This is a genomic window from Actinokineospora spheciospongiae (assembly GCF_003182415.1).
GTDB lineage: Bacteria > Actinomycetota > Actinomycetes > Mycobacteriales > Pseudonocardiaceae > Actinokineospora > Actinokineospora spheciospongiae.
Map to the genome: position 1 here is coordinate 588,508 of NZ_QHCP01000004.1, position 25,702 is coordinate 614,209.

Annotated in this window: 19 protein-coding genes; 7 read left to right on the top strand and 12 right to left on the bottom strand. The window is 72.0% G+C overall.

From position 1 onward, the window contains the following. Nucleotides 1-156: 156 nt before the first annotated feature. The 3 genes from DFQ13_RS13285 to DFQ13_RS13295 all read right to left on the bottom strand — a co-directional run bounded on the left by DFQ13_RS13285 (nucleotide 157) and on the right by DFQ13_RS13295 (nucleotide 4,603). Complete coding sequence (locus tag DFQ13_RS13285; RefSeq protein ID WP_035288977.1) at nucleotides 157-708, bottom strand: EF-hand domain-containing protein; 552 nt, start codon at nucleotides 706-708, stop codon at nucleotides 157-159. Nucleotides 709-810: 102 nt separating this feature from the next. After that, on the bottom strand, nucleotides 811-3,114 hold the full coding sequence (locus tag DFQ13_RS13290; RefSeq protein WP_233438385.1) for a molybdopterin-dependent oxidoreductase: 2,304 nt from the start codon (nucleotides 3,112-3,114) through the stop codon (nucleotides 811-813). A gap of 127 nt (nucleotides 3,115-3,241) precedes the next feature. Beyond that, entirely contained in the window at nucleotides 3,242-4,603 is a 1,362-nt protein-coding gene (locus tag DFQ13_RS13295) for a cryptochrome/photolyase family protein (protein ID WP_110080162.1), read from the bottom strand. A 246-nt stretch (nucleotides 4,604-4,849) separates the two neighbouring features. Between DFQ13_RS13295 and DFQ13_RS13300 the strand changes: the two genes are divergently transcribed. Beyond that, a complete protein-coding gene (locus DFQ13_RS13300) occupies nucleotides 4,850-6,469 on the top strand; it encodes an ATP-binding cassette domain-containing protein (protein WP_035288969.1) in 1,620 nt (539 codons plus the stop codon). Nucleotides 6,470-6,593: 124 nt separating this feature from the next. Here the strand turns inward: DFQ13_RS13300 and DFQ13_RS13305 are convergent, their stop codons facing one another. The 3 genes from DFQ13_RS13305 to DFQ13_RS13310 form a co-directional block, all read right to left on the bottom strand. Continuing rightward, entirely contained in the window at nucleotides 6,594-7,325 is a 732-nt protein-coding gene (locus tag DFQ13_RS13305) for a class I SAM-dependent methyltransferase (protein ID WP_233438386.1), read from the bottom strand. A gap of 20 nt (nucleotides 7,326-7,345) precedes the next feature. Then, nucleotides 7,346-7,741, bottom strand: coding sequence for a hypothetical protein (locus tag DFQ13_RS33815; RefSeq protein ID WP_152552337.1), 396 nt, complete (start codon nucleotides 7,739-7,741; stop codon nucleotides 7,346-7,348). Nucleotides 7,742-7,812: 71 nt separating this feature from the next. Next, nucleotides 7,813-8,430 (bottom strand): hypothetical protein, encoded by a 618-nt coding sequence (locus DFQ13_RS13310; protein ID WP_146241216.1) that lies wholly within the window; start codon nucleotides 8,428-8,430, stop codon nucleotides 7,813-7,815. Between the two features lie 586 nt (nucleotides 8,431-9,016). On the opposite strand from DFQ13_RS13310, the gene DFQ13_RS35955 reads away from it, so the two are divergent. Beyond that, the gene (locus DFQ13_RS35955) at nucleotides 9,017-9,529 is read left to right on the top strand and encodes a Scr1 family TA system antitoxin-like transcriptional regulator (protein ID WP_219994406.1); all 513 of its coding nucleotides are present in this window, start codon (nucleotides 9,017-9,019) and stop codon (nucleotides 9,527-9,529) included. 14 nt (nucleotides 9,530-9,543) lie between these two features. After that, the gene (locus DFQ13_RS35960; RefSeq protein ID WP_181399959.1) at nucleotides 9,544-9,957 is read left to right on the top strand and encodes a VOC family protein; all 414 of its coding nucleotides are present in this window, start codon (nucleotides 9,544-9,546) and stop codon (nucleotides 9,955-9,957) included. On the opposite strand, the gene DFQ13_RS13325 is transcribed toward DFQ13_RS35960, so the two are convergent. Together DFQ13_RS13325 and DFQ13_RS13330 are read right to left on the bottom strand one after the other, a co-directional pair. After that, on the bottom strand, nucleotides 9,923-10,546 hold the full coding sequence (locus tag DFQ13_RS13325; protein WP_219994408.1) for a Fic family protein: 624 nt from the start codon (nucleotides 10,544-10,546) through the stop codon (nucleotides 9,923-9,925). The two genes, DFQ13_RS35960 and DFQ13_RS13325, sit on opposite strands and share 35 nt — an antisense overlap. Next, on the bottom strand, nucleotides 10,543-11,154 hold the full coding sequence (locus DFQ13_RS13330; RefSeq protein ID WP_110080018.1) for a hypothetical protein: 612 nt from the start codon (nucleotides 11,152-11,154) through the stop codon (nucleotides 10,543-10,545). Before DFQ13_RS13330 ends, DFQ13_RS13325 begins: the two co-directional genes overlap by 4 nt. Before the next feature lie 764 nt (nucleotides 11,155-11,918). On the opposite strand from DFQ13_RS13330, the gene DFQ13_RS13335 reads away from it, so the two are divergent. Then, on the top strand, nucleotides 11,919-14,285 hold the full coding sequence (locus DFQ13_RS13335; protein ID WP_146241218.1) for a fibronectin type III domain-containing protein: 2,367 nt from the start codon (nucleotides 11,919-11,921) through the stop codon (nucleotides 14,283-14,285). Between the two features lie 204 nt (nucleotides 14,286-14,489). Here the strand turns inward: DFQ13_RS13335 and DFQ13_RS33080 are convergent, their stop codons facing one another. Then, complete coding sequence (locus DFQ13_RS33080; protein ID WP_146241219.1) at nucleotides 14,490-15,053, bottom strand: hypothetical protein; 564 nt, start codon at nucleotides 15,051-15,053, stop codon at nucleotides 14,490-14,492. 814 nt (nucleotides 15,054-15,867) lie between these two features. Between DFQ13_RS33080 and DFQ13_RS34415 the strand changes: the two genes are divergently transcribed. Continuing rightward, nucleotides 15,868-16,578 (top strand): transposase, encoded by a 711-nt coding sequence (locus tag DFQ13_RS34415; RefSeq protein WP_200873501.1) that lies wholly within the window; start codon nucleotides 15,868-15,870, stop codon nucleotides 16,576-16,578. A gap of 11 nt (nucleotides 16,579-16,589) precedes the next feature. Here DFQ13_RS34415 and DFQ13_RS13350 read toward each other — a convergent pair whose 3' ends face one another. After that, nucleotides 16,590-19,037: an ATP-binding protein gene (locus DFQ13_RS13350; protein ID WP_233438387.1), complete on the bottom strand. Its 2,448-nt coding sequence runs from the start codon at nucleotides 19,035-19,037 to the stop codon at nucleotides 16,590-16,592. A gap of 217 nt (nucleotides 19,038-19,254) precedes the next feature. Then, on the bottom strand, nucleotides 19,255-20,448 hold the full coding sequence (locus tag DFQ13_RS13355) for a GDSL-type esterase/lipase family protein (protein ID WP_200873500.1): 1,194 nt from the start codon (nucleotides 20,446-20,448) through the stop codon (nucleotides 19,255-19,257). A gap of 231 nt (nucleotides 20,449-20,679) precedes the next feature. On the opposite strand from DFQ13_RS13355, the gene DFQ13_RS33825 reads away from it, so the two are divergent. After that, nucleotides 20,680-20,826, top strand: a complete 147-nt coding sequence (locus DFQ13_RS33825; RefSeq protein WP_181399961.1) for a hypothetical protein — start codon at nucleotides 20,680-20,682, stop codon at nucleotides 20,824-20,826. A 710-nt stretch (nucleotides 20,827-21,536) separates the two neighbouring features. Here DFQ13_RS33825 and DFQ13_RS13360 read toward each other — a convergent pair. Next, nucleotides 21,537-22,343 (bottom strand): inositol monophosphatase family protein, encoded by an 807-nt coding sequence (locus DFQ13_RS13360; RefSeq protein ID WP_110080020.1) that lies wholly within the window; start codon nucleotides 22,341-22,343, stop codon nucleotides 21,537-21,539. 418 nt (nucleotides 22,344-22,761) lie between these two features. Here DFQ13_RS13360 and DFQ13_RS13365 point away from each other — a divergent pair, with 418 nt between their 5' ends. Then, complete coding sequence (locus tag DFQ13_RS13365) at nucleotides 22,762-25,701, top strand: AfsR/SARP family transcriptional regulator (protein ID WP_110080021.1); 2,940 nt, start codon at nucleotides 22,762-22,764, stop codon at nucleotides 25,699-25,701. Nucleotide 25,702 lies beyond the last annotated feature (1 nt).

Below are 25,702 nucleotides of genomic sequence, written 5' to 3' on the forward strand. Positions count from 1 at the left end.
CGCCGCGGCGCGAACTCCGCGCCGCGGCGTGCTCGCGTCGACGGGCGCCACGCGGGCGGCGGACTGGCCGTGGGCGCACGCACTGCCGGGACCGCGATCACCCCGGGGGGCGCGGCGTTCCACCCGACCCCCCGGGAACCACGACGCCGCTGCCGGTCAGCCCGCGATCCTGCCGAACAGGTGCGCGGCGGGGGCCTCCGGGTCGTCGCCGTAGAAGAACTCCGCCAGCGCCCGGTGGAACTCGGCGCGGTCCAGCCCGCCCGAGCCGTCCAGGTCCAGCGCGCCGAAGACCGCGGCGCAGTCCTCCGCGGGCACGTTGCCCGCCAGGCCGAAGATCTCCCCGAACTCCGCCTGGTCGACCCGGTCGTCGCCGTCGAGGTCGATCAGGTCGAAGTAGCAGTCGGCCACCGGCCCGACCTGCTGCGGGTACAGGGCGGGATCGGTCAGCGCTCGCCGGAAGCCCTCGGTCATCTCCCGCAGGTCGACCTCCCCGTCACCGTCCTGGTCCATCGGCGCGATCACGTTGGCCCAGAACGCGTCCAGCCCCTCGGTCAGCCTGAGGGCGGTCGTGGACCCCGGCGCGGCACCACGGGCCGCGACGTAGCGCTCGCCCATCAACCGGACGTCCTTGCGGGTGATCACCCCGTCGCCGTCGACGTCCGCGCCCTTGAACCACTGGCGGTACTTGAGATCACGAGCTCCAGTCATGACCGCGCATCGTAGTTACGCGAACACGGGTTGTTCAAGCGATGCGGCCACCAGGAGGGATCAGATCATCCATCCGGGTGACGCTGCTGCCCACATGGACAGTCAACTGGGCGGCTCGAGGCTCGGTGGCGCGAAGGCGAGCACCTCGGGGAGGGGACCGTCGTACGGCTCGATCTCAACCAGCGCACTGAGAGCACTCGGTCCTTGGGACAGGCGCGAGCACGGTCGATCCGCTGTGAGGGCGTTCGGGTTGCCGTGGCGGTCCAGCGTTCCGCTCAGCCCCGGCCGCACCGGGTCCCACCACGCTCCCGTGGCCAGTTGCACCACCCCCGGCATGACGTCGTCCGACAGGACCGCGCCCGCCAGGCAACTGCCCCGGTCGTTGTAGACGCGCACGACCATGCCGCTCTCGATGCCGCGCGCCGCGGCGACCGACGGGTGGATCGTCACGGGCTCACGACCGCGGATCTTCGAAGCGAGGCTGTGGCCGCCGTTGTCGTACTGGCTGTGCAGGCGCGAGGCGGGCTGGTTCGAGATCAGGTGCAGCGGGAACCGGTCCGACAGACCGGCGTGGAGCCACTCCGCCGGTTCGTACCACCTCGGGTGCCCGGCGCAGTCGTCGTAGCCGAACGAGTCGATCTCCTCCGAGAAGATCTCGATCCGGCCCGAGGGCGTCGACAGGGGGGAGCGTCGCGGATCTGCGCGGAGGGCTTCGAAGCTGCCGGGGAACGGTCCGGTCAACGCGGGCAGCTCAGCGGTGGAGTCCCGCCAGAAGTCGTCGAAGCCCGGCAGGGCGGCATCGCCGCCGAGCGCGGCCCTCGTCTGCTCGTAGAGGTGCCGGACCCAGTCGCTCTCCGAGCGCGACTCCGTGAACTCCCGCTCGAACCCGAGCCGGGCGGCCAGGGCGGCGAAGATCCGGTGATCGGTGCGCGACTCGCCCGCCGGCTCGCGGACCTTCGGCATCGCGACGAGGTGGGGGTCGGAGAACCCGGCGGCGAAGTCGTCGCGCTCCAGGCCGGTGGCGACGGGCAGGACGATGTCGGCGAACTTGGCCGTCGTGTTCCACCAGGCTTCGTGGACCACCACCGTGTCCGGGGCCTGCCAGGCGCGGCTCAAGCGGTGGAGGTCCTGGTGGTGGTGGAACGGATTCCCCCCGCACCAGTAGACCAGGCGCAGCTCGGGCAACGTGAGGCGCTTGCCGTCGTAGTCGATGACCTCGCCCGGGTGCAGCAGGGTGTCGGCGATCCTCGCGACCGGGATGAAGTCGGGGACCGGGTTGGGAACCGCCGGGATCGTCGCCACGGAGGCGCGGCCCTCGGCGACGCCCGTCGCGTCCATCGTCGCGTAACCCGTGCCCCACCCGCACCCGGGCCGACCCATCGACCCCGCCATGGCGGCCAGCACGACGGACATCCAGATCGGTTGTTCGCCGTGGTCCGCCCGCTGCACCGCGTAGTTGACCACGATGAGGGAACGCCGGTCGGTGAGGCGGCGGGCGAGGTCGGTGATCGCCTCGCGGCCGATGCCCGTGATCCCCGCCGCCCAGGCGGCGTCCTTCCGGACGCCGTCCAGCTCGCCGAGCAGGTAGGCGGCGAAGCGGTCGAACCCGACGCAGCACCGGCGCAGGAAGTCCTCGTCGTGCCACCCGTTGACCAGCATCGTGTGCGCGATGCCGAGCATCGCGGCGGTGTCGGTGTTGGGGACGACGGGCAGCCACTCGGCGTCGAGGAAGTCGGCGGTGTCGCTGCGGATGGGGCTGATGTTCACGAACTCCACGCCTGCCTCGCGGCACCGCCGTTGCAGGTCGCGCGTCTGGTGCTTGGCCAGCCCACCGGGGTTGATCTGGCTGTTCTTGAGGGCCAGCCCGCCGAACGCCACCACTAGCTCGCAGTGTTCGGCTATCGCGCCCCACATCGGCATCCGGCTCTGGTAGCTCCACGGGTGACCACCGATCACGTGGGGGAGGATGACCTCCAGAGCCGCGGTGCTGTAGGTGTTGCGCGAGTCGGTGTACCCGCCGCCCAGTGCCAGGAACCGCTGGAGCTGCCCCTGCGCGTTGTGGAACCTGCCCGCACTCGCCCAGCCGTAGGACCCGCCGAACACCGCGCTGTCCCCGTGCTGCGAACGGACTCGACGGAGTTCATCGCTCACCAGCGTGATCGCGTGGTCCCAGCTCACCTCCACGAAGGCATCGGTGCCCCTGGCCGCGCCGTGGGTGCGGGGCTCGCCGTTCAGCCAGCCCCTGCGCACCGCGGGGCGCAGCACGCGGGCGCTGTCGTCGGCGGCCACCACCATCCCGGGGCCGATGGGCGATGGCGCGGGGTCATCGTCCCTCGGCTCGATCCGCACCAACCGACCGGAATCGACCACGGCGACGAAGCTGCCCCAGTGCGTCGCGACCGACATGCGTCGTTCCATGCTGCACCAACTCCGCCTCGAAGTTCCCTGTTCCCGGACAACGGTTGCGCGGCCTGCGACGAGGCAACCACGGTAGCCCCGATCGGGGCGGAGCAGAAGACGGCGTGGTCGGGGTTCAGCGCGTGCGCGCCACCAGGAACCGGCTGGCCCCGTCGTGGAGGTCGACGATGGGGTCCGGGTAGTCGATCTTGTCCCGTTCGTCGCGCGGCAGCGTCCACGGTTGGTGGACCCGGCGGCCGGTGACGTGCCGGAGTTCGGGGACGTACTCGCGGACGTAGTGCCCGTCGGGGTCGAAGCGGCGGGCCTGGGCGAGCGGGTTGAGGACGCGGTTGGGCCGGGTGTCGGTCCCGGTGCCCGCCGCCCACTGCCAGTTCATCTGGTTGTTCGCGATGTCGCAGTCCACGAGCAGGTCGGTGAAGTGCCGCGCGCCGAGCCGCCAGTCGAGGTAGAGGGTCTTGGCGAGGAAGTTGGCGGTGATCAGCCGGGCGCGGTTGTGCATCCAGCCCTCGCGGGCGAGCTGGCGCATCCCCGCGTCCACGATCGGGTACCCGGTCCGCCCCGCGCGCCAGGCGTCGAGGTCCTCCTCGGACCGGCGCCAGCGGTCACCGCGGGGCCGGAGGTCGTCGTGGGCGCTGTCCGGGCGCGCGGCGAGGACCTGGTGGTGGAAGTCGCGCCAGGCGAGCTGCCGGGCGAACGCGCGGGCACCCTCGGACCGGTTGCCGACCCGGTGCAGCAGTTCGGTCACCGACAGCGTGCCGAAGTGCAGGTGCGCCGAGAGCCGGGAGGTGCCGTCGTCGGCGAGCGTGTCGTGCCGGTCGGCGTAGTCGTCCACCGCGTCGCGGACCCACCGGGTCAGGAGCTTGCGTGCCTGCTGCTCGCCGCCGGTGCACAGGTCGGGCGACGGTGGGCCGGGGTGCAGCAGGCGCGCGGTGGGAACCTCACCCGCGTTCAACTGCGGAACGGCGATGGTGCCGGGCGCCCGCAGGGGCCTGCGCAGGACCTGCGTCTGCCACCTGCGGAAGTAGGGGGTGAACACGCTGAAGTGGTCGTTGCCCCCGACCGGGCTGATCGACAGCGGCGGCACGGCCGTGACGCAGGAGTCGTGCACGTGCAGCTCGGCACCGCACGACCCCAGCGCCCGGGCGAGTTCCCGCTCCCGGCGCTGGGCGAACCGGCTCACGTCCGAGGCGATGTGCACCTCGTCGGCGTCGTGCTCCCGGGCGACCCGCACGACTTCGGCGACGGTCGAGCCGCGCCGGACCACCAGCACACCACCCCGACCGCGCAGGCCCGCGTCCAGGTCGGCCAGGCTGTCGGCGAGGAAGGACGCCCTGTTGGCGTTCATGTACGACGAACCGGTGATGGCGTCGTCCACCACGAACAGCGGAATGCACCGCTGGGCTGCCGCCGCCGCGTGCAGCACGGGGTTGTCGCGCACCCGCAGGTCCCGGGTGAACACAGCGATCGACGTTCCCACCACACACTCCCCGTCCGACAGTTGCCCCATCCTCCGGCACCCGCCGCGATCCCGCCCGCGCGGGAAGGCCGGTTCCGGGCGGGCGCGGGTCCACCAGGCGTGGGGCGGGCTCCGCTCGCGCGAGGAGGACGGGTGCCGCCCCTGTAGGCTGCGTACCCGTCGCCGCCCTGCTGCTCCGGGTGCTCGGGGTGCGCCGGGGCGACCGGGTGCGCGTGGAGCCGGTGCCGAGTGAGGAGAGCGCGCACGATGGGTCATCTTGAGGCCGCGCACGTCGAGTACCACCTGCCCGACGGGCGGGCACTGCTCGGGGACGTGTCCTTCCGGGTCGGGGACGGGGCCGTCGCCGCGCTCGTCGGGGCGAACGGGGCCGGGAAGACGACGCTGCTGCGGCTGCTGTCCGGGGAGTTGGCCCCGCACGGGGGGTCGGTCACGCGCAGCGGGGCGCTCGGGGTGATGCCGCAGTTCATCGGGTCGGTGCGCGACGACCGGACCGTGCGCGACCTGCTGCTCACCGTCGCCCAACCCGGGGTCGCCGAGGCGGCGCGGGCGGTGGACGCCGCGGAGACGGCGATGATCGAGTCCGACACCGAGAAGACCCAGATGGCCTACGCCCAGGCCCTCGCCGACTGGGGTGAGGTGGGCGGGTACGAGGTCGAGACCCACTGGGACATCTGCACCACCGCGGCGATGGGCGTGCCCTACGACGTGGCCAAGTGGCGCGACGTGCGCACCCTGTCCGGCGGCGAGCAGAAGCGGCTGGTGCTCGAGTCGCTGTTCCGAGGCACCGACGAGGTGCTGCTGCTCGACGAGCCGGACAACTACCTCGACGTCCCCGGCAAGCGGTGGCTGGAGGCCAGGCTCGCCGAGACCGCGAAAACCGTGCTGTTCGTCAGCCACGACCGCGAACTGCTCTCCACCGCCGCCGAGCGCATCGTCAGCGTCGAGCCCGGCGCCGCGGGCGCCGACGCCTGGGTGCACGGCGGCGGGTTCGCCACCTTCCACGCCGCCCGCACCGAGCGCTTCGCCCGCTACGACGAGCTGCGCAAGCGGTGGGACGAGAAGCACGCCCAGCTTCGCAAGCTCGTCCTGAACATGCGCGAGTACGCCGCCCGCAGCCACGACATGGCCTCCCGCTACGCCGCCGCGCAGACCCGGCTGCGCAAGTTCGAGGAGGTCGGCCCGCCACCGGAGCCGCCGCGCAAGCAGGAGATCACCATGCGGCTGCGCGGCGGCCGCACCGGCGTGCGCGCGCTCACCTGCGCGGGCCTGGAGCTGACCGGCCTGATGAAGCCGTTCGACCTCGAGGTCTTCTACGGCGAGCGCGTGGCGGTCCTGGGCAGCAACGGCTCCGGCAAGTCCCACTTCCTGCGCCTGCTCGCAGGCGAGGACGTCCGGCACACCGGCACCTGGAAACTCGGCGCGCGGGTGGTGCCCGGGCACTTCGCCCAGACCCACGCCCACCCCGAACTGCTCAACCGCACCCTCCTGGAAATCCTGGCCGACCGCCACTCCCACGACCGAGGCAAGGCCACGGGGTCACTGCGCCGCTACGAGCTGGAGCAGCAGGCCGAGCAGCGGTTCGACAAGCTCTCCGGTGGTCAGCAGGCCCGCTTCCAGATCCTGCTGCTGGAACTGGCGGGCACGACCGCCCTGCTGCTCGACGAGCCCACCGACAACCTCGACCTGGAAAGCGCCGAGGCTCTGCAGGACGGACTGGGCGCCTACGAAGGCACCGTCCTCGCCGTCACCCACGACCGCTGGTTCGCCCGCACCTTCGACCGCTACCTCGTCTTCGGCACCAACGGCGAGGTCCGCGAAACCACCGAGCCAGTCTGGGACGAACGCCGCGTCGACCGCCAACGCTGACCCCTGGCTTGTGGGTGGGTCCAGGGGTGCCCGGACCTCATCGAGTGGCCGTCGCCGAGGCCAGCGCCGCACGGGTGTGGCCCTGGCGTCGGCGTCCGAGCCTCGACCTGCGCAGGTCGCGGCGTCAGCCTGCCTGCAAGACGAAGAACAGGAAACCCAGAAAACGCGTACCCCCGAGTTCGCGGAACACCTCGGGGAACAAGTCGAGGGCGGCGGGCGCGGGCGGCGGTTCGCTGATGACGTCGATGCGAAAACCAGCCGCGGTGAAGGCTTCGGTCATCGCGTGCAGCGGGCGGTCCCAGAAGCTCATCCGAGCGGTCTGCCCGCCCATGGTCCACTCCTCGGTCCGCTTGCGGGTCCGGAAATAATTGGGCTTGCCCCCAGCCAAGCGCTGCATCAGGGTTATGGCGAACGGATGCTCAACCGAAACGATGAGCCGCCCGCCAGGCGCCAGCACACGCCGCAGTTCAGCCAGTGTCGGCCCCCAGTCCTCCAGGTAGTGCAACACCAGGGACGCGACGACGTCGTCGAACGCGCCGTCGGAAAAGGGCAGCGGATCAGCCAGGTCGACAACCCGCAGGTCCGCATCGGCACCCAGCCGCCGCCTGGCCAACTCCAGCATGCCGGGGCTCGCATCGACACCGGTCACGGCAGCACCCCGATCGCGCAGCGCGGCAAACAGCGGACCCGAGCCACAGCCCGCATCAAGGATTCGTCGCCCTGCCACGTCCCCGGCGAATTCCAACATCGCGGGCCGCTCGTAGTACGCGTTCAACAGACTGGTCTCGTTCTCGGCCGCATAACCCTCAGCGATGCTGTCGTAGTCGTTCGCCCGACCACCATCGGCGGGAACCATAGAGCCCCTTGAAGTCGACATCATGTCGACAGGACGTCCGAGCAGCAAAAAGGTTGCCACGTCCCCGTGGTGCATCCGAATTGCCCTGCGAACCAGAGTGCGGTGTCCCCGAGGAAGCACGTCAAACGGCGCTCCCCGAACCCGAAAATCGGATGAACCGCCCTCATGGCTTCATTCCTCAAAATTGTTGCGTCGTCAATGAGGCCATCACCGCGCTGACGGGCGTTCAAGCAGGCTCGCACGCGGATGCCAAGCCCGCCGGGCTGGCCAGGCTGCCCGGAACCTCGACCCGCACAGGTGCGCGCGAGCGCAGGCGTGCGGCGTCGCGATGTCTCCAGATCCCGCGCCGTCACCAGGACGACCGGCGTCAGCAGCACCGCCGTGTCGGCCAAGTGCACCACGACCAGCACCGTCACCAGCCCAGCGACCCCGGTGGAGCCGTCGTCCCGGCTACTCCCCGCCGGACACCCGGGTCAGGGCGGGAGGGTCAGGAGGAGGGGGTCGGGGTGGCAGAGAGGTAGGGCTGCTGAGGGTCGCCGACCATCTCCAGGGTCCGCAGGCACCAGCGGCCCGAGTCGAAGGTGAGCAGGCCGCTGCCGATGGACCAGGAGTAGTGGCTCAGGTCGCCGTCCGAGGCGGTCAGGGCGAACGAGCTGCTGGTGTCGCCGACGGTGGGGTCGTCCGGCTTGCTGAACGGAACACCGCGCTCCCGCACGAAGTCCGACATCCGCTTGGCCGTCGCGGTGACCTTGTCGCGGTCGGCTTGGCAGGTGTTCTGCCCGATCCAGTCCAGGTCGCCGTCGTTGATCGCGGTGATCACGTCCGCGGGCAGCTCCTTCCCGGTTGCCTGGTCGCCCTTGGGCTGCGGGGCGCCCGCCTGTGGTTTGTCCGAAGTGCGGGTGAGGGCCGAGTAGACGCCCAGACCGCCCACCACCAGGAGGAGGGCGCCCAACACGATGGCCACGACCAGGAAGGCGCTTTTCTTCGGCGGCTGCGGGACCGGGGGCTGCCAGTACCCCTGCTGCGGCGGGTAGCCCCGCGGCTGCTGGAACCCGCCGTGGCCTTGGGGCCCCGGTCGGCCGGGATGCCCCCACTGCTGCGTCACGCTGCCTCCCCCAGAGACGTCCGTGCCGCGCAATCTAACAGCCCCATCCCGCCGAACCCGTCATGCGCGGATGGTGGCCCGCGCCACGACTCCCACCAGCGACCGCAGCCGCAGCGGAAATCCGACCACGGTGGGTACCCGCTCGGAGGAGTGGCTCGAACGCCCGATCGCCAACGGCGAACTGGAGCAGAGGATCACATGCCCTTCACCGGTCTCCGCTGCTGCATCTACGGTGAGGACACCGAGAACGCGACCGACTACGTGCAGGCAGCCGTGCGGGCTTCCCCGGTAGGACCGGAGGTGCAGTACTTCGGCGCCCCGGCCGCCGGAACCAGGACGAGCCCTTCGCTGCCGCCCTGGTCGACCGGGAGTGCACCGCGCGCTTCGGCCCCGCGTCTGTGTTCCGCACGAGCAGGTCCGTCGAGCCGGGGGACTTCCAACCGCAGATCCTCGGCGAACTCCGACAGTCGTCCGTCCTGTTGGCCGTGATCGGCGAGCGGTGGCTGGACGTTGTCGACGCCGAGGGCCACCCCAGGTTGGAAGACCCGGGCGGCTGGGTCCGTCGGGAGATCGAACTGGCCGTCGAATGGGGGATACGGGTGATCCCGGTCCTGGTGAACACCCAGATGCCGCGCGCGGCGAACCTGCCCCCGAGCATGGCCGAGCTGGTTGTCCAGAACTACACACCGCGCCTGCACCACGACCTTGGCGACGCGCGGTTCTGCGGAACCGGACAGACTGCACGATCACGGCCACCATGGGCGAAGAGGCGATCCGGAAGCACAGGGGAAGCCCGACCGACACGGCCGAACAGATCGACCGTCTCGTGGAATTCGCCGCGCTGGACCACATCCACGTGCTGCTCGTCCCGACTCCATCGGCGAGGTGCCGGGCCACGTCACCCCGTACGCCGTCATGCTGCCCAACCCCCTCATGCGCATGGAGATCACCCCGGCCGCGAAGGGCGGCGGCCTGGGCGGCCGACGCGTCCTCGTTGCGTCACCGTCGCCAGTGCGACCTGCTGTGTCCCAAGCGGCCAGGTGGCCAATCTGGTGTGACGAAGCCCACTGTGCGCGTGGTGGCCTGCCGGGCCGACTGATTACTGTCTGCGGGATGAATTTCCTTGATCATGTTCTTCTGGGTGTGCGCGATCTCGAGGCGGCGGCAGACCGGTTTCGTCACGAGTGGGGTTTGGGAACCGTGCCTGGCGGATCGCCGGTTCCGGGGGTCGCCAATGTGGTTGTTCCTCTCGCGCCCCGGTGTATCTGGAACTCGTCACCGCCATGGATGCTGGCGCAAGTGAGGCTGCGGCACGTTTGGCGGCCGTCACCGCGGCAGGAGACCGCCTGTTCACCTGGGCGCTTGCGGCCGCGGGGATCACCACCGCTCGAGGCGAGATGGTGGTGCGCTGACGGTTCCGCCCCGGCCCGCCTGCGGCAGATCGTGACTTCTTGGGTTCGCCACCGGCTGTTCCACCTGCCTTGCGAGGTCTTCACCGCGCGGGTGTTCGGCTGCGGGCGGCGGTGATCAGTGTGGCGATCAGTTGGGCGAACGCGAGTGCCCCGGTCGGGTCGTCGGCGAATCTGGCGACCCGGCGGATCGGGCCCACTTGGTCGAGGGTGATGCCCGCCCGCGCCAGGATGAAGGTGAGTGCGAGGAAGGCGGCGCGGGCGTTGCCGTCGGCGAACGGGTGGTGGAAGCACACGTCGAGGTAGGCGCGGGCGGCCCTGGCGGGCAGTGGTGGACCATCGGCGGCCTCGGCCAGGAACACGTCGAGGCGGTCGCGGAGGTCGACGTGCCAGTCGTAGCGTTCGTGGCCGTCTTTGGCGAACGCGGGCCCGGTGCGCAGCGGGGTGGGTTCGGCCAGGACGTGTCGCTGCCACCCGGCGAGGAGGTCCATCGAGAGGTCGCGCCCGGCCGAGGCGTCCGCCCGGAGCAGGGTCAGTGCCGTGCGGAGACCGGCGGCGCGACGGGGGCTTCTGGCGTGGTCATGGGTGTCGATGTCGTGCAGCGGGCCGTCGCGGACGGGAATCAGCGGGCCGGGGCCTGGGTCGGGGACCTCGTGCCAGGGCACTGCCTGCCGGGTGGTCAGCCACACCGCGAGGTGATCGGTCATGGTCCGGAGTCGGAGAGCCGCCCGGCGACGTCGAGGAGGACCGAGGGGGCGGGCTCGATCCAGCTGCCGAACCGGCCGCCGATGGCTTCCTCGACCCACTGGCCCGCTGCCACCGAGTTGACACCCCACCGGGTGAGGTACCAGGTGAGCACTTGAGCGCAGTGCCGGTACCAGGCGTCACCGGCGGTCGTGCTGTCCACCACCAGTGCGATCAGAGCCGTCGTGGCGGATCGAGCCGCGTGCGCCCACTCCTGTCCGGTCAGCCCTGCCAGCGGGTGGCGGTCGAACTCGACGGCCAGGCGTTCGACCCACGCACGCCATTCGCGCACGGCGGCGTCGACGCGGGCGAGGGTCTCAGCGGGTGTGGTGACCGAGTGCTCGGGGCAGCACCACGCGGTGATCGGGCCGCCGCCGATCTCGCCCTCGTCGCGGGCCCACCGCCAGCCCGCGACCCAGGGGCCGTGGTGCGCGACCAGGCCTGCGGTCATCGCGTCGGTCCAGGAGGTCTCGGGGCACGGGTCACCCGCCGGGGCGCACCGGGCGACCGCGGCATCGGTGAACGGGTGGGCCGCGGGGTCGACATCGGCCCAGGTCAGGGAGGATGGCACGGACCCAGGGTGGCAGACGAAGGCTCTGCCGTCAGCCGGATTCCCGGTCGGCCGAGGGTGAGCCACTTCCCGCCTGGGATGAGGCGTCGACGCGATCGGTGAACCTTCTTCGTGGTCGGCGTTGAGCAGTCCGTGTTCGAGGGCTCCGATCCCGGCGGTGAACGGCCCGCCACGCAGGAACCCCACCAGGGTGGCGAACGCGGCACCGGCCTGCTCCACCGTCACCCGTCATTCTCCCCGCTGCGGCCTGTGGTGGCCCTGTCCGCAGGCCGCAGCGGTGGATTGACGATCATCGAAGTGGGGGAACCTCGGTGGCTGACATCGTATCCGCGATTGACGCGGTCACAGGGTGCCAGCAGTGTGGAGGCCCGCTCGGCGAAAGCCCTTCAGGAGATTTCTGCGGCCCGGGGTGCGCGAGTGCCTGGGCAGCCAAGCAGGTGGGTGCGCGGCCGGGTGATGTGGTGGCGGCGTTCCCGGCGTTGGCCGCAGCTGCCCGGGAGATCGCCGCCTCGCTGCGCGCAGAGGCGGCGGGAGGCCAGATCGTGTGGCGGGGCGACGATGAGTGAAGATCCCCTGTCGGTGGGTTGGAGATCTGGCAGGCTGTCCTGGCGGTGACGACGGGCCAAGGGTGACGCGGTCGTGGTCGAAGAGCGGTCCCCACCTGCGTGAACAGGCGCAGTGGGCGCGTGTAAGAGGCACAAGGCTCTGCTCCCCGTGATCGGGGATGGCTTATCGTTCGCCCTACTGGGGCGAGGGGGTTCACGATGCGTGGCAGAGCAGCCGTGGCATTGGCGACGGCAACGGCCGTCGGTGCGGGGATCATGGTGTCGATCGGCTCGGCGAACGCCGCCGACCCGGGCCCGGCGGATGTGGGCGCGGCGGAGGCTGCGGAGGTCCGGCAGGACTGCCAAGAGTCCCTTTATGGCGCGTTTCCCATCACCGCGAAGGCCACGCTGCGGTTGCCCGCCCGCTGGCCCGTGGGCGAGCCCACTCCGGCGACCGGGATCGCGGTGACGGCCTCGATCCCCGGCTCGGTGACGGCGGCCCTCCGGGCGACCGGGGCGACCTCGGTGGGCGGATGGGTCGACTTCTCCGTCAGCTACCTCGGCAGGTCCGTCCCGCTGACGGTCCCGGTCGACCGGGCTTTGCCTGCTGGTGCGGACTCGTTCGAGGTGATGGCATCGGTGCCGTTCCCGCCCACGAGCACCCAGTACGTGAACACCGCCTACTACGAGCTGAGCGACACCACGATCCGGCTCACCGGGCGCGAGCCGGGCGGGGGCGAGGTCCCGCCGTTGGCCACCGCCTGCCGCAACCACCCCGATCAGGTCGTCGGGCTCGCGACCGTCCAGTTCTTCACGCCCGAGCCCCTGCCGCCGTCCTTCGTCGACTGCGGCTTCCCCAACGGCACCCAGCCGCTGTCGCTCTCCCTCACCCCCACCGTCGACCCGCGGGTCGTCGCGGGCGGGCCGCCGACCACGCTGTCGCTGTTCGGCGAGGCCACCCTCGCCGAGCAGACCCAGCGGGCCCTGTTCGACTCCGGGGTCCGCGTGGCCAAGGGCTCGGTGCGGCTCCCGGTCACCTACTCCTTCGCAGGAGCCCCGGTCTCGACGAACACCTACGACCTGCCCGTCGAGTTCACCGTCCACGAACTCGGCCAACCCCTGCGGGAGTTGGTGTGGACGACGGTCGACCCGGTCCTCTCGGACGCGCCAGGCGAGGGCACGTGGCGGCGCGGACCCGTGTCAGTGGACCTCGCCCTGTTCGACGCCGCGGGCAATCGGGTCGGCGCGCTCGCGGGCGCCTGCGCGGACCGGCCCGACCAGGACACCGGACTGGGCAGCACGACCTTCGTCGCCGCCACCGACGGCGTGATCCAGACCTGCGGGGAATCCCCGTACCCGCAGCCCCAGGACTTTCCGCCCTCGCTCGAAGCGCACAGAGCCGTGGTCACCGCCCGAGCGACCCTCCCCACGCGGTTCCCGCTCGGCCAGAACACCCCCGCCGCCCCCGCGACGGTGCGGATGGACCTCGACGCCGCGGTGGGGGACTGGCTGCGCGGAATCGGCGCCGCCACGGTGAGCTCGACCAGCGATCTGGTCGCGCCCCGCTCGTTCACCGGCGAGGTGAAGCGGCGGGACAGCTACCGGACCACCATCGGCCCGATCCCGGTTCCCGCGACGGGCGGCCTGGTCCTCGACGGTGCCTTCGCGCTGAACTTCTCACCGGTCGGCCACGTGGGCACGATGACCTGGGACGCCCAGTCCGTGTTCTACGACCTGGTCCCGTACCGGGCCGATGGATCGGTGGCGGCCCCCGGTCGGCTCGTATTCCAGTGCCATCCGCTGCCGGGCAACCGCACCGAGTTCGGCCGCGTGGAGATCGTCGACGCGGTCCGCCCGCCCTACGACATCGCCGCGTCCGACATCACCTCGTCTTCGGTGCGCCTTTCCTGGACCAGGCCCGAGGGCATCGTCGGGTTCGAGGTCTACAACGGCACGACCCCGGTCGCCTCGACGACGGACACCAGCGCGGTCGTGTCCGGCCTGACCCCGGCCACCGAGCACACCTTCGCCATCCGCTCGAAGAACGCCGCAGGCGACCTGTCCGCCGACAACGGCATCACCTTCCGCACCCTCCCCGCCGACGCAGCCCCCACCGCCCTGCGCTTCACCGCGACCGGCACCGCGAAGCTCAAGCCCGGCACCCTCCCGCTCTCCGCAGCGGTGTCCGGCACCCTCATCCCCGCCAGCGGCGAACTCTCCGTCGACCTCACCGCCAACGCGACAACGGCCAACCTGCGCTACCTCGGGATCATCCCCGTCACCGCCTCGGTGCGGTTGACCCCACAAGGCCCAGCCACCGGCACCCTGACCACCGGCGAAGCGACGGTGGCCACGAACGCATCGCTCACCATCCCGGAACTCCAGGTCTTCGGTATCCCCTTGCGCCAACCCACAACCTGCGCCAGCGCGCCATCCCGCCTGGAACTCACCGGTCCCTTCACCCCAACCACCGCCAGCCTGTCCGGTGCCTACACCGTCGCACCGGTCGCGGGCTGCGGGGCGCTGTCGTCCTGGATGACCCAGTCCTTGTCCGGGCCCGGCAGGATCGAACTCGAACTCCGGTAGCCGCTTAGGAACCACCTGGCCGGACGGCCAAACCGTCCGCTGAGAGCACTCGCGTTTGGTCAGCGGCCAATCGTCCAGCTACGGGCTGCTGACACCACCCGGTAGCGACAGCGATCCAGCCATTCACCCAGACAGCAGCCACAGCGCCCATACCCGCCCCACGCGGCCAGTGCGGGCTCATCTCACCGTTGATCAGCCGGGTGGTCACCTCTGCCAGCCGCAGATGTCCGCCCAGCAGCCCTCGATGACGGCGACCAGTGGTCCACCGCTGGTCAGCACCGCCGCCATCTCGCCGCCCGATTGTTCCCTGAGTCGGCGCAGTGCCCCAGCCCGCGCCGCTCGCCAGTCCGGGTCGAGGAGGTACTGCGCGCGGTGGGCCACCAGCACCATGAGGAACCCGCCGCCTTGGGCGCCGAGCCGCGCGCCGATCGCCCGAACCTCGGTGACCGCGTTGCCCTCGTGACCGGCTCTCTTCTCCTTGTACGCCCGCAGGGTGACTCCCACCAGCTCCCTCGCCGTGTTCTCCAACTCGGCGGTCAGCGGATGCGGCGCGAGTCGTACGACGGCGTCGTGACGTGCTTTGGCCGTCGGGGAATCGAAGGTGACCGGCTCGTGCGGTCGCAGGTCGGCCAGGAACGCGGCCAGTCCCGGTCCCGGCGGTGCGGCAGGCGACCTCGACGGGAGTGGTGGGGCGGGTGCGCGTCGTCGATCCGCCTCCACCCTGAGCGAGTCGGTCAGCTCGGGGCGCTCCTTGCGCCACTTGAACACGGTGTCCCCCTGGATGGCTCGATCCGGGTGTGCGTCACTGGCCGGTTCGGGTTGCGCGAAGACGACGGTCAGCCGTGGCAGGAAGCACCGACCCAGAACACCGATTGGGCGCAGACAGAGGTCCTTGCCCCGGACCCCCGTTCCGAAGTGCGGCTACGCACCGAGGAACAAGAGCCGGTCGGGGACACCGAGCATCGCCGCAGCACACCCCTGACCGACGATCGTATTTCCACGTTGCGACGGTAGTGACCCGGCGCGGGGACCGGTCCCGGCCGCGCAGCCCCCACCGCTGGGCACCTGTGCCGTCGCAACCGCTACTGCCACCCGGAACGCCCCGTCGCCGCCAGTGACGCTTGCTCCATGGTCGAGGGGATCGTCCGCCGGTATCGGTGCGGGATCGCCCGGCGGGATGTCGCGGAGATGTTCGGGCTGTGGCAGACGGTCTGGACCTGGCATCGGCACCTGGGACACGGTGTTGGGCCGCTTGCTCACCACCGCCGGTGCCGAGGGCCGGATCGACCGGTCGATCCCGGTGGACTCGATGATCACCCGCACCCATCGACACGCCACGAACATCACCCGTGCCACGGGGCTGGGTGGAACTGCGTGAATCCGCAGTTCGAGCCGCCTGAGCACGGCGCCGGCCGATCGGGGCGGGTGGACGAGGAAGATCCACCACCCGGGCGACGGTCACGGCCTGCCTGTGGTCACGCTGGTGACTGCGGCCAGGCCGGTGACCCACCGATGTTCGGTCCACTCCTGGCGCATCTGTGGGTGCCCCGGGCGGCGGCAGGCCCGCCCCTGCCCCGACCGGGTGCGGGGGACAAGGCGTATCCCCTGCCGTGCGATCCGCGCACATCTGCGCAACCGGGGCACCACCGCGGTCATTCCGCAACCGGTCGACCAGATCGGCCACCGCCGACGACGGTGTTCCCGCGGCGGCCGCCCACCGGCATTCGACATCGACGACCACCGCAACCGCACCGTCATCGGGCGCTGCTTCACCAAGCTCAAAAAGTGGCGCGGCATTGCGACCCGGTTCGACAGGCTTGCCATCGTCTACCGGGCGGCGGACGTCCTGCACGCGATGTATGGCATGGGCAACACCATCCGGGCAATTCTGGACACCCCGCGCTACACCGCATTCGCAGTGTTCGGCCGCGTGACCAACCGCGAAATACTTTTGGAGTCAGACGATGTCGTGGCCGGGAACGCCACCCGCTTCCGGCGGTCGATCCCAGATCGCGTCGTGCGATCCCGTACCCAGGCTCACCCCGAGATCGTGTCGGTCGAGACCTTCGCCGCCTGGATGATCCGCCGATCCCATGAACCTGCGCGAAGAAAAGGTGCTCACTGCGATCAACTCGCGAGCCTGAGCAGGCCACGTGCCTGCTCGACACGCTTGTCAGCTTCGTGTCGAGCCAGTCGTGCCCGTGTCAGTGCATCCCCGCCGGTCACCGCGCATCCTCCAGAAGCACGGGCGGAGTGCACCGAGGCTCGCGCACCGCCGACGCGACGGTATTGACGAGCTGACCTCTACGGACTGACCTCCCGCGCTGCGTCGACCCCGTGCCGCGACCCGCCGGGGGACAGCTCGGCAGTGAGCCGACGGCGCAGCTCGACCGTCGCTTCCGTCTGCGGCAGGGCAACCGTGAGGGAGAGCGCGCGCTCGCGGCAGGACTTGGCCGCGTCCTGCTCGGACAGCGCGGCCAGGTCCGCGAGGGCCGCGGCCTCGTGCAGCGGGTTCCCGAGGCGGGCGTAGAGGGCGGCCGCCTCGGTCAGGGCGGTGCGCGCCCCCGCGTCGTCACCGCCGCGCAGCAGGTCCGCGGTCAGGCACAGCGCTTCCGCCTGACCCATCAGGACACCCAGGCCGCGGAACAGTGTCAGGGCCTCGCCGCACCGGTGGACGGCCTCGGCGGTGGCGGACCGGGCGGCCAGGACCCTCGCCGAGCGCACGAGGCTGTAGGCGTGGTTGGAGTCGTTGACCGGGGTGGGAGCGCCGCCGCGGCGGACCTCCCGGAAGTGGCCGACGCACAGCTCCAGCTGCTCGGCCGCGGCGTCCAGCTTCCCCTCGGCCAGCAGGTGCGCGCCGCGGATCGAGTGGGCGACGCTGAGCCCGGTGCGGTAGCCCGCCTCGGTGAACAGCGCGATCACCTCGTCGAGGACCCGCTCGTGGTCGGGCGAGCCCGCTCCCGCGAGTCGCGACGACAGCAGGTAGAGCCGCGACCAACCCTGTTCGCGCAGGTCACCGGACGCCGTGGCGGCCTCCAGCGCGCGCTCGGCCATCGCCTCGCCGTCCTGCGGGCGGCCGAGCAGCTTGGTCAGCGCCCAGGCCAGGAAGCCGCGGTGCACCGCCTCGTCGCGCAGGCTGCCGAGCGCGACCGACGAGCGCACGGCGAGGTCGAACACCTCGTGCCAGGTGCTGCCCGCCCCGTCGATCTCGGAGTACCAGTGCATGGCCTCCGACAGGTCGATCACCGCGCGGTGCTGCCCGCGCGCCGCCGCCTTGCCCACCGCGGCCACCCAGCCGCCCGCCTCGGCCGCCAACCAGCGACCCGCCCCGAGGTGGTCGGCGAACTCCGGGGTGGGCGCGGGCGGCGGGGACACCCGCTCCGAGGGCTCGAAGTACCTGCCCGCCTCGGTCGCGGTGCGCACGAGCCAGTCGGTCAGGCGTTCGTCGGCCCGCCGCGCCGCCCCCGGGTCCTCCTCCTGGGCCAGCCGCTCGGTGGCGTAGGTGCTGAGCAGGTCGTGGAACTGGTAGCGGCCTGCGTCGGTGCCCGGTTGCAACAGGCTCGCGTCAGCCAGTTCCTCCAGGCGCGGTTCGACATCCCGCGCCTCCAGCAGCGCCCGCGCCGCGCCCGCGCCGAAGTCGGCGGCGGGCACCAGCGACAACCTGCGGAACAGCACCGCCGCGTCGGGGCTGAGCTGCCGGTAGGAGAGGTCGAACAGGGTGCGGACGTCCAGGTCGCCCGCAGTGAGGGTGCTCAGCCTCCGCCTGCGGTCGCGCAGTTGCCCCAGCAGGTGCTCCACCGGCCACGCCGGGCGGCTGGCCAGCCGGTTGCCCGCGATCCGGATCGCCAGCGGCAGCCGCCCGCACAGCCCCGCCAGCTCGACCGCCGCCGCGCGCTGCGCCGCGACCCGGCCCTCGCCGATGATCGCCGCGAGCAGAGCGACGGCCTCCTGCTCCCCGAGCAGGCCCAGGCCGACCCTGCTGACCCCGACCAGCCCCACCAGCGCCTGGCGGCTGGTGATCAGGGTGAGGCAGCGCGGCCCGCCGACCAGCAGCGGCCGGACCTGGGCCTCGTCGGCGGCGTTGTCCAGCACGAGCAGCGCGGACCGGTCGACCAGCAGCGCCCGGCACAGGCTCGTCCGCTGGTCCAGCTCCGCGGGGACGTCCACGGCGGGCACCCCGAGCGTGCGCAGCACCAGGTGCAGCACGTCCGCCGGGTCGCTCGGCTCGGCCGACATGCCGCGCAGCCGCAGGAACAGCAGGTGGTCCGGGAAGTGCGGCGCCAGCGTGTGCGCCGCGCGCACGGCGAGGCTGGTCTTGCCCGCCCCGGGCGGCCCGGTCAGCACGGCGACGTGCCCGGTCCGGCGACCGCCGCCCACCAGCTCGTCGGCGAGTGCGACCAGGGCGGCCAACTCGCCGTCGCGGCCGGTCAGGTCGTCGATGTCGGGCGGGGGCAGCAGCACAGCGGAGGCGCTGTAGACGCGTGCCACGCGCTCGGCGCGCACCCTGCCCTGCTTGGAGACCTCCCGCAGCCGGGTCAGCTCGTCGTCGGTGAGCGACAGCGGGCCTGCCATCGCCTCGACCGTGCGCCGCTGAGGGCTCCTGGCCACCCCGCGCTCCATGTCGCTGATGGCCCGCACGCTCACCCCGGAGCCCTCCGCGAGCTCATCCTGGGTGAGCCCCGCCCGGAGGCGGTGGCCGCGCAGCAGGTCCTTGAACGCGGGCGCCGCCCCGGTGGCCGCGGTGTTCTTCACGCGCCCCATCATCCCAGCCGGGCCGGGAGGGCCGTCGCCGCGACGCGCGTGCCCGGGGTGTCGCACCGGTCGCACTCGGCAGGCGCGCACCCGGTGATCGCGAGCCGGGCCGGGCCGCCGTCGGCGACGCGTTCCCCACCTCCAACGCCCGTGTCGGGTGGCCCGCACGATCGCGGTCCACCCGACACGGGCGTGGGACTGCTGTGACGCCCCGAGGTCAGAGGCCGGCGTTCGCGGCCAGGGTGATGCCTTCGATGCCCGCGCCGGGCTGGGCGGTGCAGGAGTACTTCCCCGGCCCGCGAGCGGCGAGCAGCGCCAGGCAGCGGCCCTGCGCGCGCTGGCCATACGCGTTGGGATGCAGGGACTCCTGGGTGTCACCCTGCGTGCTCCTGCCGGGCACGATGGTGACGTCGGTGAACCGGACCCACTCGCTGGCGGCCGGGCTCGGCGGGGCGCCCGGGGTGACCAGCGCGGAGTTCTTGTTGCACACCTCGTGCCCCGCTGAGGCGCCACGCAGGTCCAGGAAGTCGGCGCCCTCGGCGGTGGCCGCTGCGCTCAGCACGGACGCGAGCTGGTCGTTGACGCTCCGGAGCCAGTCGCTGTCGGAATTCCAGAAGGGACACCCGCCCACCTGGTAGCGGGTGTAGCCGCTCTCGGCGTACCGGTAGTCGCCACTGGCAGGCACGGGGTGGGCGTAGCCCTGGAGCACGAGCCGGTAGTCGGTGTCGGCGTACCCGGCAGCGCTCATCGTGGCGCGGACGTCGTCCAGAACCGCGGGAATGCTCGTCGCCAGCGCGGCCATCCGGCTCTGCACGACCTGGCTCTGGGTCGACTGGCACTTGTAGGTGACGAACACGGTGCTCAAGAGGAAGTCACGACCGCACTGCTCGGCGACACCCGCGAGGTCGAGGTCGTTGCCGCCGACGGACACCACGACCACCTTCACCCGGTGGCTCCTGGCGACCTGGGCCAACTGCTCGTTCTGCGGGTTCTCCCCCTTGAAGGCGGTTCCCCCGGTGAGCACGTTCGTCGTCTTGGCCCCGGAGCAGGAGATGTTGACCGCGGTGGCGTTCGCGATGGCCGCGCTGTGCACCTCGGCCACGTCCGAGCGGTGACAGCCGTTGTCGGCGCTCGTCCCGTAGACCCGGTGCGGGTCGGCACCGCCCGGCGCCCAGGCACGGTCCGTACCGCTGAAGTCCCCCTGCCCCGAGTCGTTGGAGTTGCCCGACCACCGACCCGCCTCACCGGAGATGAAGCTGTCCCCCAACGTCACCACCGCAGCAGGCGCCTGCGGCGGCGCGGCCTGTGCCTGGGGCGCTGTGGCCAGACCCGCGACCAGGGCAACTCCCGCCACGACCGCACCGCCCTTCCACGGGCCGACGCGGAGACCGGTCATGAATGCGCTTCTCATGGCGCGCAACGTATGGCCCCCCGCCCACCGGAGACCACGCAGAACAACCGGCAGGAATGGTTCCTCCGGTCAACAACCGCACCCTGGTGCCTGCCGAAGACGTCGGGCCGGGGCGCCGAGCTTTGGCCGGCACACTGACGAAGTCATGTGCCGAGGCTCAACCCGGGCGCTGCCGACTCCGGTAGGCCGCGACGCCGGCCCGGTGCGCAGTTCCGGCGCGGCGCCGCCGGGGTGGTCGGCAACCTCGTGCGCGCCGACGACGACAGCGCCATCTATGAGGTCCGCTTTCCCGAGTCGGACCTCACCGTCGAAACCACAGTGCCGGGGTACGCGGTGACCTTCATCGCCAGCGGGAGCCACGCCCATCACGCTGCCTGAACCCCTCGGCGCCCAGTACACCACCAGCACCCCCACGCTGCTGGGTCGGTCGCCTGTACCGCCTGGATACTCGTCCGGGAGTTCCCTGCTCAAAGGTGACTGCGCACTTGGGGTATGCGTGCGACCGACGAACCACTCGAGCCCACAGACCAAAGGGCTCACTCGTTAGAGTGATCCGACATCGATCGGCGGTGCTGTCGCGCGAAAGGGGAGCACCATCCGAAGGACGGGCACCAGCTCGAACGCCGGGGTCGACCGTGCGTGGTCGTGGCAGTGTGTACTTGGAAAACGGCACTACGAACTGCCTGGTCAACCGCACCCGCGATGGTTCCTGGGGGCAGGCCGCCGGTATGGCGGTGGCAGTGTCGAAGTCCTCGGCCGACATCCCCCCACAGGCAGCACCAACCTGTGCTCGGGCTTCATCGACACTGCCACTCGTCAAGCCGACTGCAGCAACTCCTACGCCTACTACGCAGGCCCGGTGCGCATCTACGCGCCGAACTCCTGCATCAGCTTCGGCGCGCGAGCCAACACCAGTGGTTGGATCGAGCACGCCAAGTGGGCCAACCGCCACTGCGGCTGACCCACCTGACCACGGTGTCCCGGCACAGGTTCGGCCGATCCGTCGCAGCGCACCGGGAACCCGATGCGCGGACGTGCGGACCGCCGATCCACCTCCTCGCTCGGCCCGGGAACGCCTCGCGTTGAGGTCAGGGTGTTCGCGGCTGTCGCCGGTGGGACAGGAGGTCGAGCAGTTTGGCGTGCGTGGTGGCGTCGGCTGCGGCGATGAGCCCTTGGACACCGGTGTGGACGGGTTGGCCCGCGAGGTTGGTGACGACGCAACCTGCGGCCTGACACAGGGCGATGCCACTGCTGAAGTGCACGTTGTCGCGCAGGCGCCCGTCGGTGATGTAGGCGGCACGACGGCCGACAGCCACCCAGGCCAGTGCCAACGTGGTCGACAGCACCCTGGGGTGGAACACACTGGTGAAGCCCTCGTCGATCAGCAGGTCGGCCGCGAGGAACCAGTCCTTGTTGGGGAATGGGGGGTCGAGGTTGAGGTCGACCAGGCGGCTGGTCGGGTCGGGCCGCAGCGGTGTGTCCCGCTCGTCCGAACGGACGGAGGCCGCCTCACCGTCGGTCCAGAACACCTCGTGCGACAGCGGGTCGGCCACAGCCGCCGTGCTCACGCGGTCGCAGGCTCGCAAGGCCACGTTGACCGCGACCAGCGGGGTGCGCGCGGCGTAGTTGAGCGTCCCGCACAACGGATCGACCAGCCAGCGGCGACCGGAGGCGGCCTGGCCGAGGTCGCCACCCTCCTCACCGAGGAAGCCGTCCGCCGGGCGTGCCTCCCGCAAGACGGCCATGATGGTCCGTTCAGCGGCGACATCCGCCTCCGTCGCGAAGTCGTCTCCGGACTTGGCGAACCTCTCCATCCGGCCGCCGTACATCGCCCGCACGACACCCGCCCCGGCCTCAACTGCACGGATCGCCACCTCGACATCGGTCTCACGCACCCGAATACCCTATGGTCCACACCCACCACCGACCCCGCCACCCGCGCCATCATCACCACGGCCGCCGCCGTCTCCACCTGGTTCGACACCCGGGGCTCCGACACCGCCGACCGGATCGCGACCCAGTACGCCGCCCTCGCCCTGGCGATGGTCGACGCCTGGCCTGCTCGATCGCCTGCCTCCGCAAACCCACCCCGAACCGACTTCGTGGACCACGTCATCCACCGTTGATCACCATGTCGCCCACGAGCCCGCACCCCGAACGGGATGCGGTCTTAACCCGAACGGGCGAAACCACCCGCTTTCGGTGCGCTGGTCCGCGCCGGTGGCCCAAGGTGGTGGCTCGACACGGTCGTGGTGCGGCGGTCGGGGGAGTGCCGTACCGCCTGCGCGCACGTGACCTTCGGGGGACCGGGACATGGCGGACGGGGACTCGGGTGGGCTGGTGCCCGGCACGCGGTTCGGCGTGCTCGGGCCCGTGACGGCGTGGGTGGGGGCGCGGCGGGTCGGGGTGGGGTGCGGCAAGCCGATGGTCGTGTTGGCGGCGCTGCTGCTCGGTCGCGGGGACGTGGTCGACCGGGCCGCCATCATCGACTTCGTCTGGGGTGACCGGCCGCCGCGCAGTGCGGTGAACCTGGTGCAGAAGTACGTCGGGGAGTTGCGGCGCGCGCTGGGGCTCGGCGACGCCGCCCTCGCCGTCGTGGGCACCGGGTACGCGCTGCGCGTCCCGGCCTCGGTGGTGGACAGCGCCGTGTTCACCGACCTCGTCCGGCGGGGGCGGGCCGCCCGTGCTGCCGGGGACTTGAGCAGCGCTGAGCGGTACCTGGGCGCCGCGCTCGCGCACTGGCGGGGCGTGCCGTTCGCCGGGATCGACGCGCCGGCCGCGGTCGCGGAGCGGGCGCGGTTGGACGAGCACCGGGTGGACGCGGCCGAACTGCTGGTCGAGATCGCGGTGGGGTTCGGTGAGAACGCCGCCGCCGTGGCCGACCTGTCCCGGCTGGTCGAGCAGAACCCGTACCGGGAGCGGCTGCGCGAGTTGCAGGTGCTCGCCCTGTACCGGGCGGGTCGCCGGGCCGACGCGCTGGCGGTCCACCGCGACGTGCGGCGCCTGCTGGTCGACGAACTCGGCACCGAACCCGGGCCCGCGCTGGTCCGCCTGCAGGAACAGGTCCTCGCCGACGACCCGGCGCTGCTCGGCCCGGTCGCGGAGCGGCCCGCGGCGGTCGGCGACCTGTCGGCGCCCGCCGCGGCGGCCGCCGTGTGCCAGTTGCCCGCCGACCTGCCCGACTTCACCGGTCGCGCCGACGAACTCGCCGAGGTGCTCGACGCGATCGGGGCGGAGCCGCGCACCTGCCTGGTCAGCGGCGCCCCCGGGGTCGGCAAGTCCACCCTGGCCCTGCGCGCGGCCCACGCCGCCCGCGCGGACTTCCCCGACGGGCAGCTCCACCTGGACCTGGCGGGCACCTCCGACGCGCCGCGCCCGCCCGCGGAGGTCCTGCCCGAGCTGCTGCGCGCGCTGGGCGTCACCGGCACGTCCGTGCCGACCTCGGCCCACGAGTGCGCCGCCCGCTACCGGTCGTTGCTGGCCGACCGGCGGGTGCTGCTGGTGCTCGACGACGTCGCCAGCGTCGCCCAGGTGCGCCCGCTGCTGCCGCCGACCGGGCGGTCGGCGGTACTGCTCACCAGCAGGCAGCGGCTGCCCGACCTGCTCGCCCGGCACGTCGCGCTGGACGTCCTCGACGACCGCGACGCGTTCCGGATGCTCGCGGGCATCGTGGGGCAGCGGCGGGTCGCCACCGAACCCGGCGACACCGCGGCCGTGCTGCGCGCCTGCGGGCACCTGCCGCTGGCCATCCGGATCGTGGGCGCCCGGCTCGCCAGTCGCGGCACCTGGCCGCTGGCCGTGCTCGTGCAGCGCTTGGCCGACTCGTCGCGGCGGATCAGCGAGCTGCGCGTCGGTGAGCTGGGGGTGCGCGCCAGCTTCGACCTGAGCCTGCGGCTGCTGCCCCCGGCAGCGGCCAGGGGGTTCGCCCTGCTGGGCCTGCTGGGGCCGGAACCGCAACCCGGCTGGGTGCTCGGTGTGCTGCTGGGCGAACCGGCGTCGGAGGAGGTCCTCGACCAGCTCGTCGACGCCAACCTGGTGCGCGCCGTCGACACCGACGCCCTCGGCAGGCCCCGCTACCGCCTGCACGACCTGCTGCGCGCCTACGCCGCCGAGGCCGTCGCCGCGCTGCCGGAGGCCGACCGCCGCGCCGCGGTGTCCCGCCTCGTCGCCACCTGGCTGCACCTCGCCGACCAGGCCACCGACCTGATGTACACCAGCCTGTTCCGGGTGCGCGGCCCGACGGCGTCGATCCTGCCCGCCGACCAGGTGCGCCACCTGGTGCGCGACCCGCTGGCCTGGTTCGACACCGAACACCCGACGCTCCTGGGCGCCATCGCCCTCGCCGCCGACCTGGGTCTGGCCGAAGCCGCCTGGCGGTTGGCCGCGGCCATGGTCCCCTACCACGACCACCGGGCCATGCTCACCGCCTGGCACCGCGGCCACGAGCTGGCCCTGCCCGCGACCAGGGCCGCCGGGGACCACCGCGGCGAGGCGACGCTGCTGCGCGGCCTCGGCCAGCTCCACGTCTACCGCGACGAGTTCGCCACCGCCGGCGCGGAGTTCCGCCGCGCCGCGCACCTCGCCGCCGAGGTCGGCGACCGGCTGTGCCTGGCCCTGGCGGTCGCGGGCCTGGGCACCATCGCCCGCCACGAGGACCGCCCCGACGCCGCCGCCGAGCACGCCGAGGCCGCGCTGCGCATCGCCGTGGCGGGCGGCCACGGCGCCCTGGAGGCGCAGTTGCAGGCATCCCTCGGCGTCGTCCGGCTGGCCCAGGGGCGGACGGCGGAGGCGGAGGACTTCTTCCGCCAGGCCCTCCGCGTCGCCCACGACACCGGCGACCGCCACCGCGAGGCCACCGTCCGCCGCCACCTCAGCGCCCTGCACCGGGCGCACGGCCGCCCGCTGCGCGCCCTCGCCACCCTGCGCGACGCCCTGGCCATCTTCACCTCGCTCGACGACCGCAACTGCGCCGCCCACACCCTGATGGCCCTCGGCCGGACCTACCTCGACCTCGGCGACCGCGCCCCCGCGGTCGAGGCGCTGCGCACCGCCGTGGAACTGTTCCGCGGCGTCGTCGGCGAACCCGTCGCCCAGGCCACCTGCCTGCGCCTGCTCGGCGAACTGGCCCTGGCCGACGGCAACACCGCCGCCGCCCGCACCCACCTCACCGCCGCGACGACCCTGTGGGACGCGCTCCCCGACCGCACCGAGGAGGCCGTCGCCACCCGCGCCCTGCTCGCGGGCGTCGAGTGAC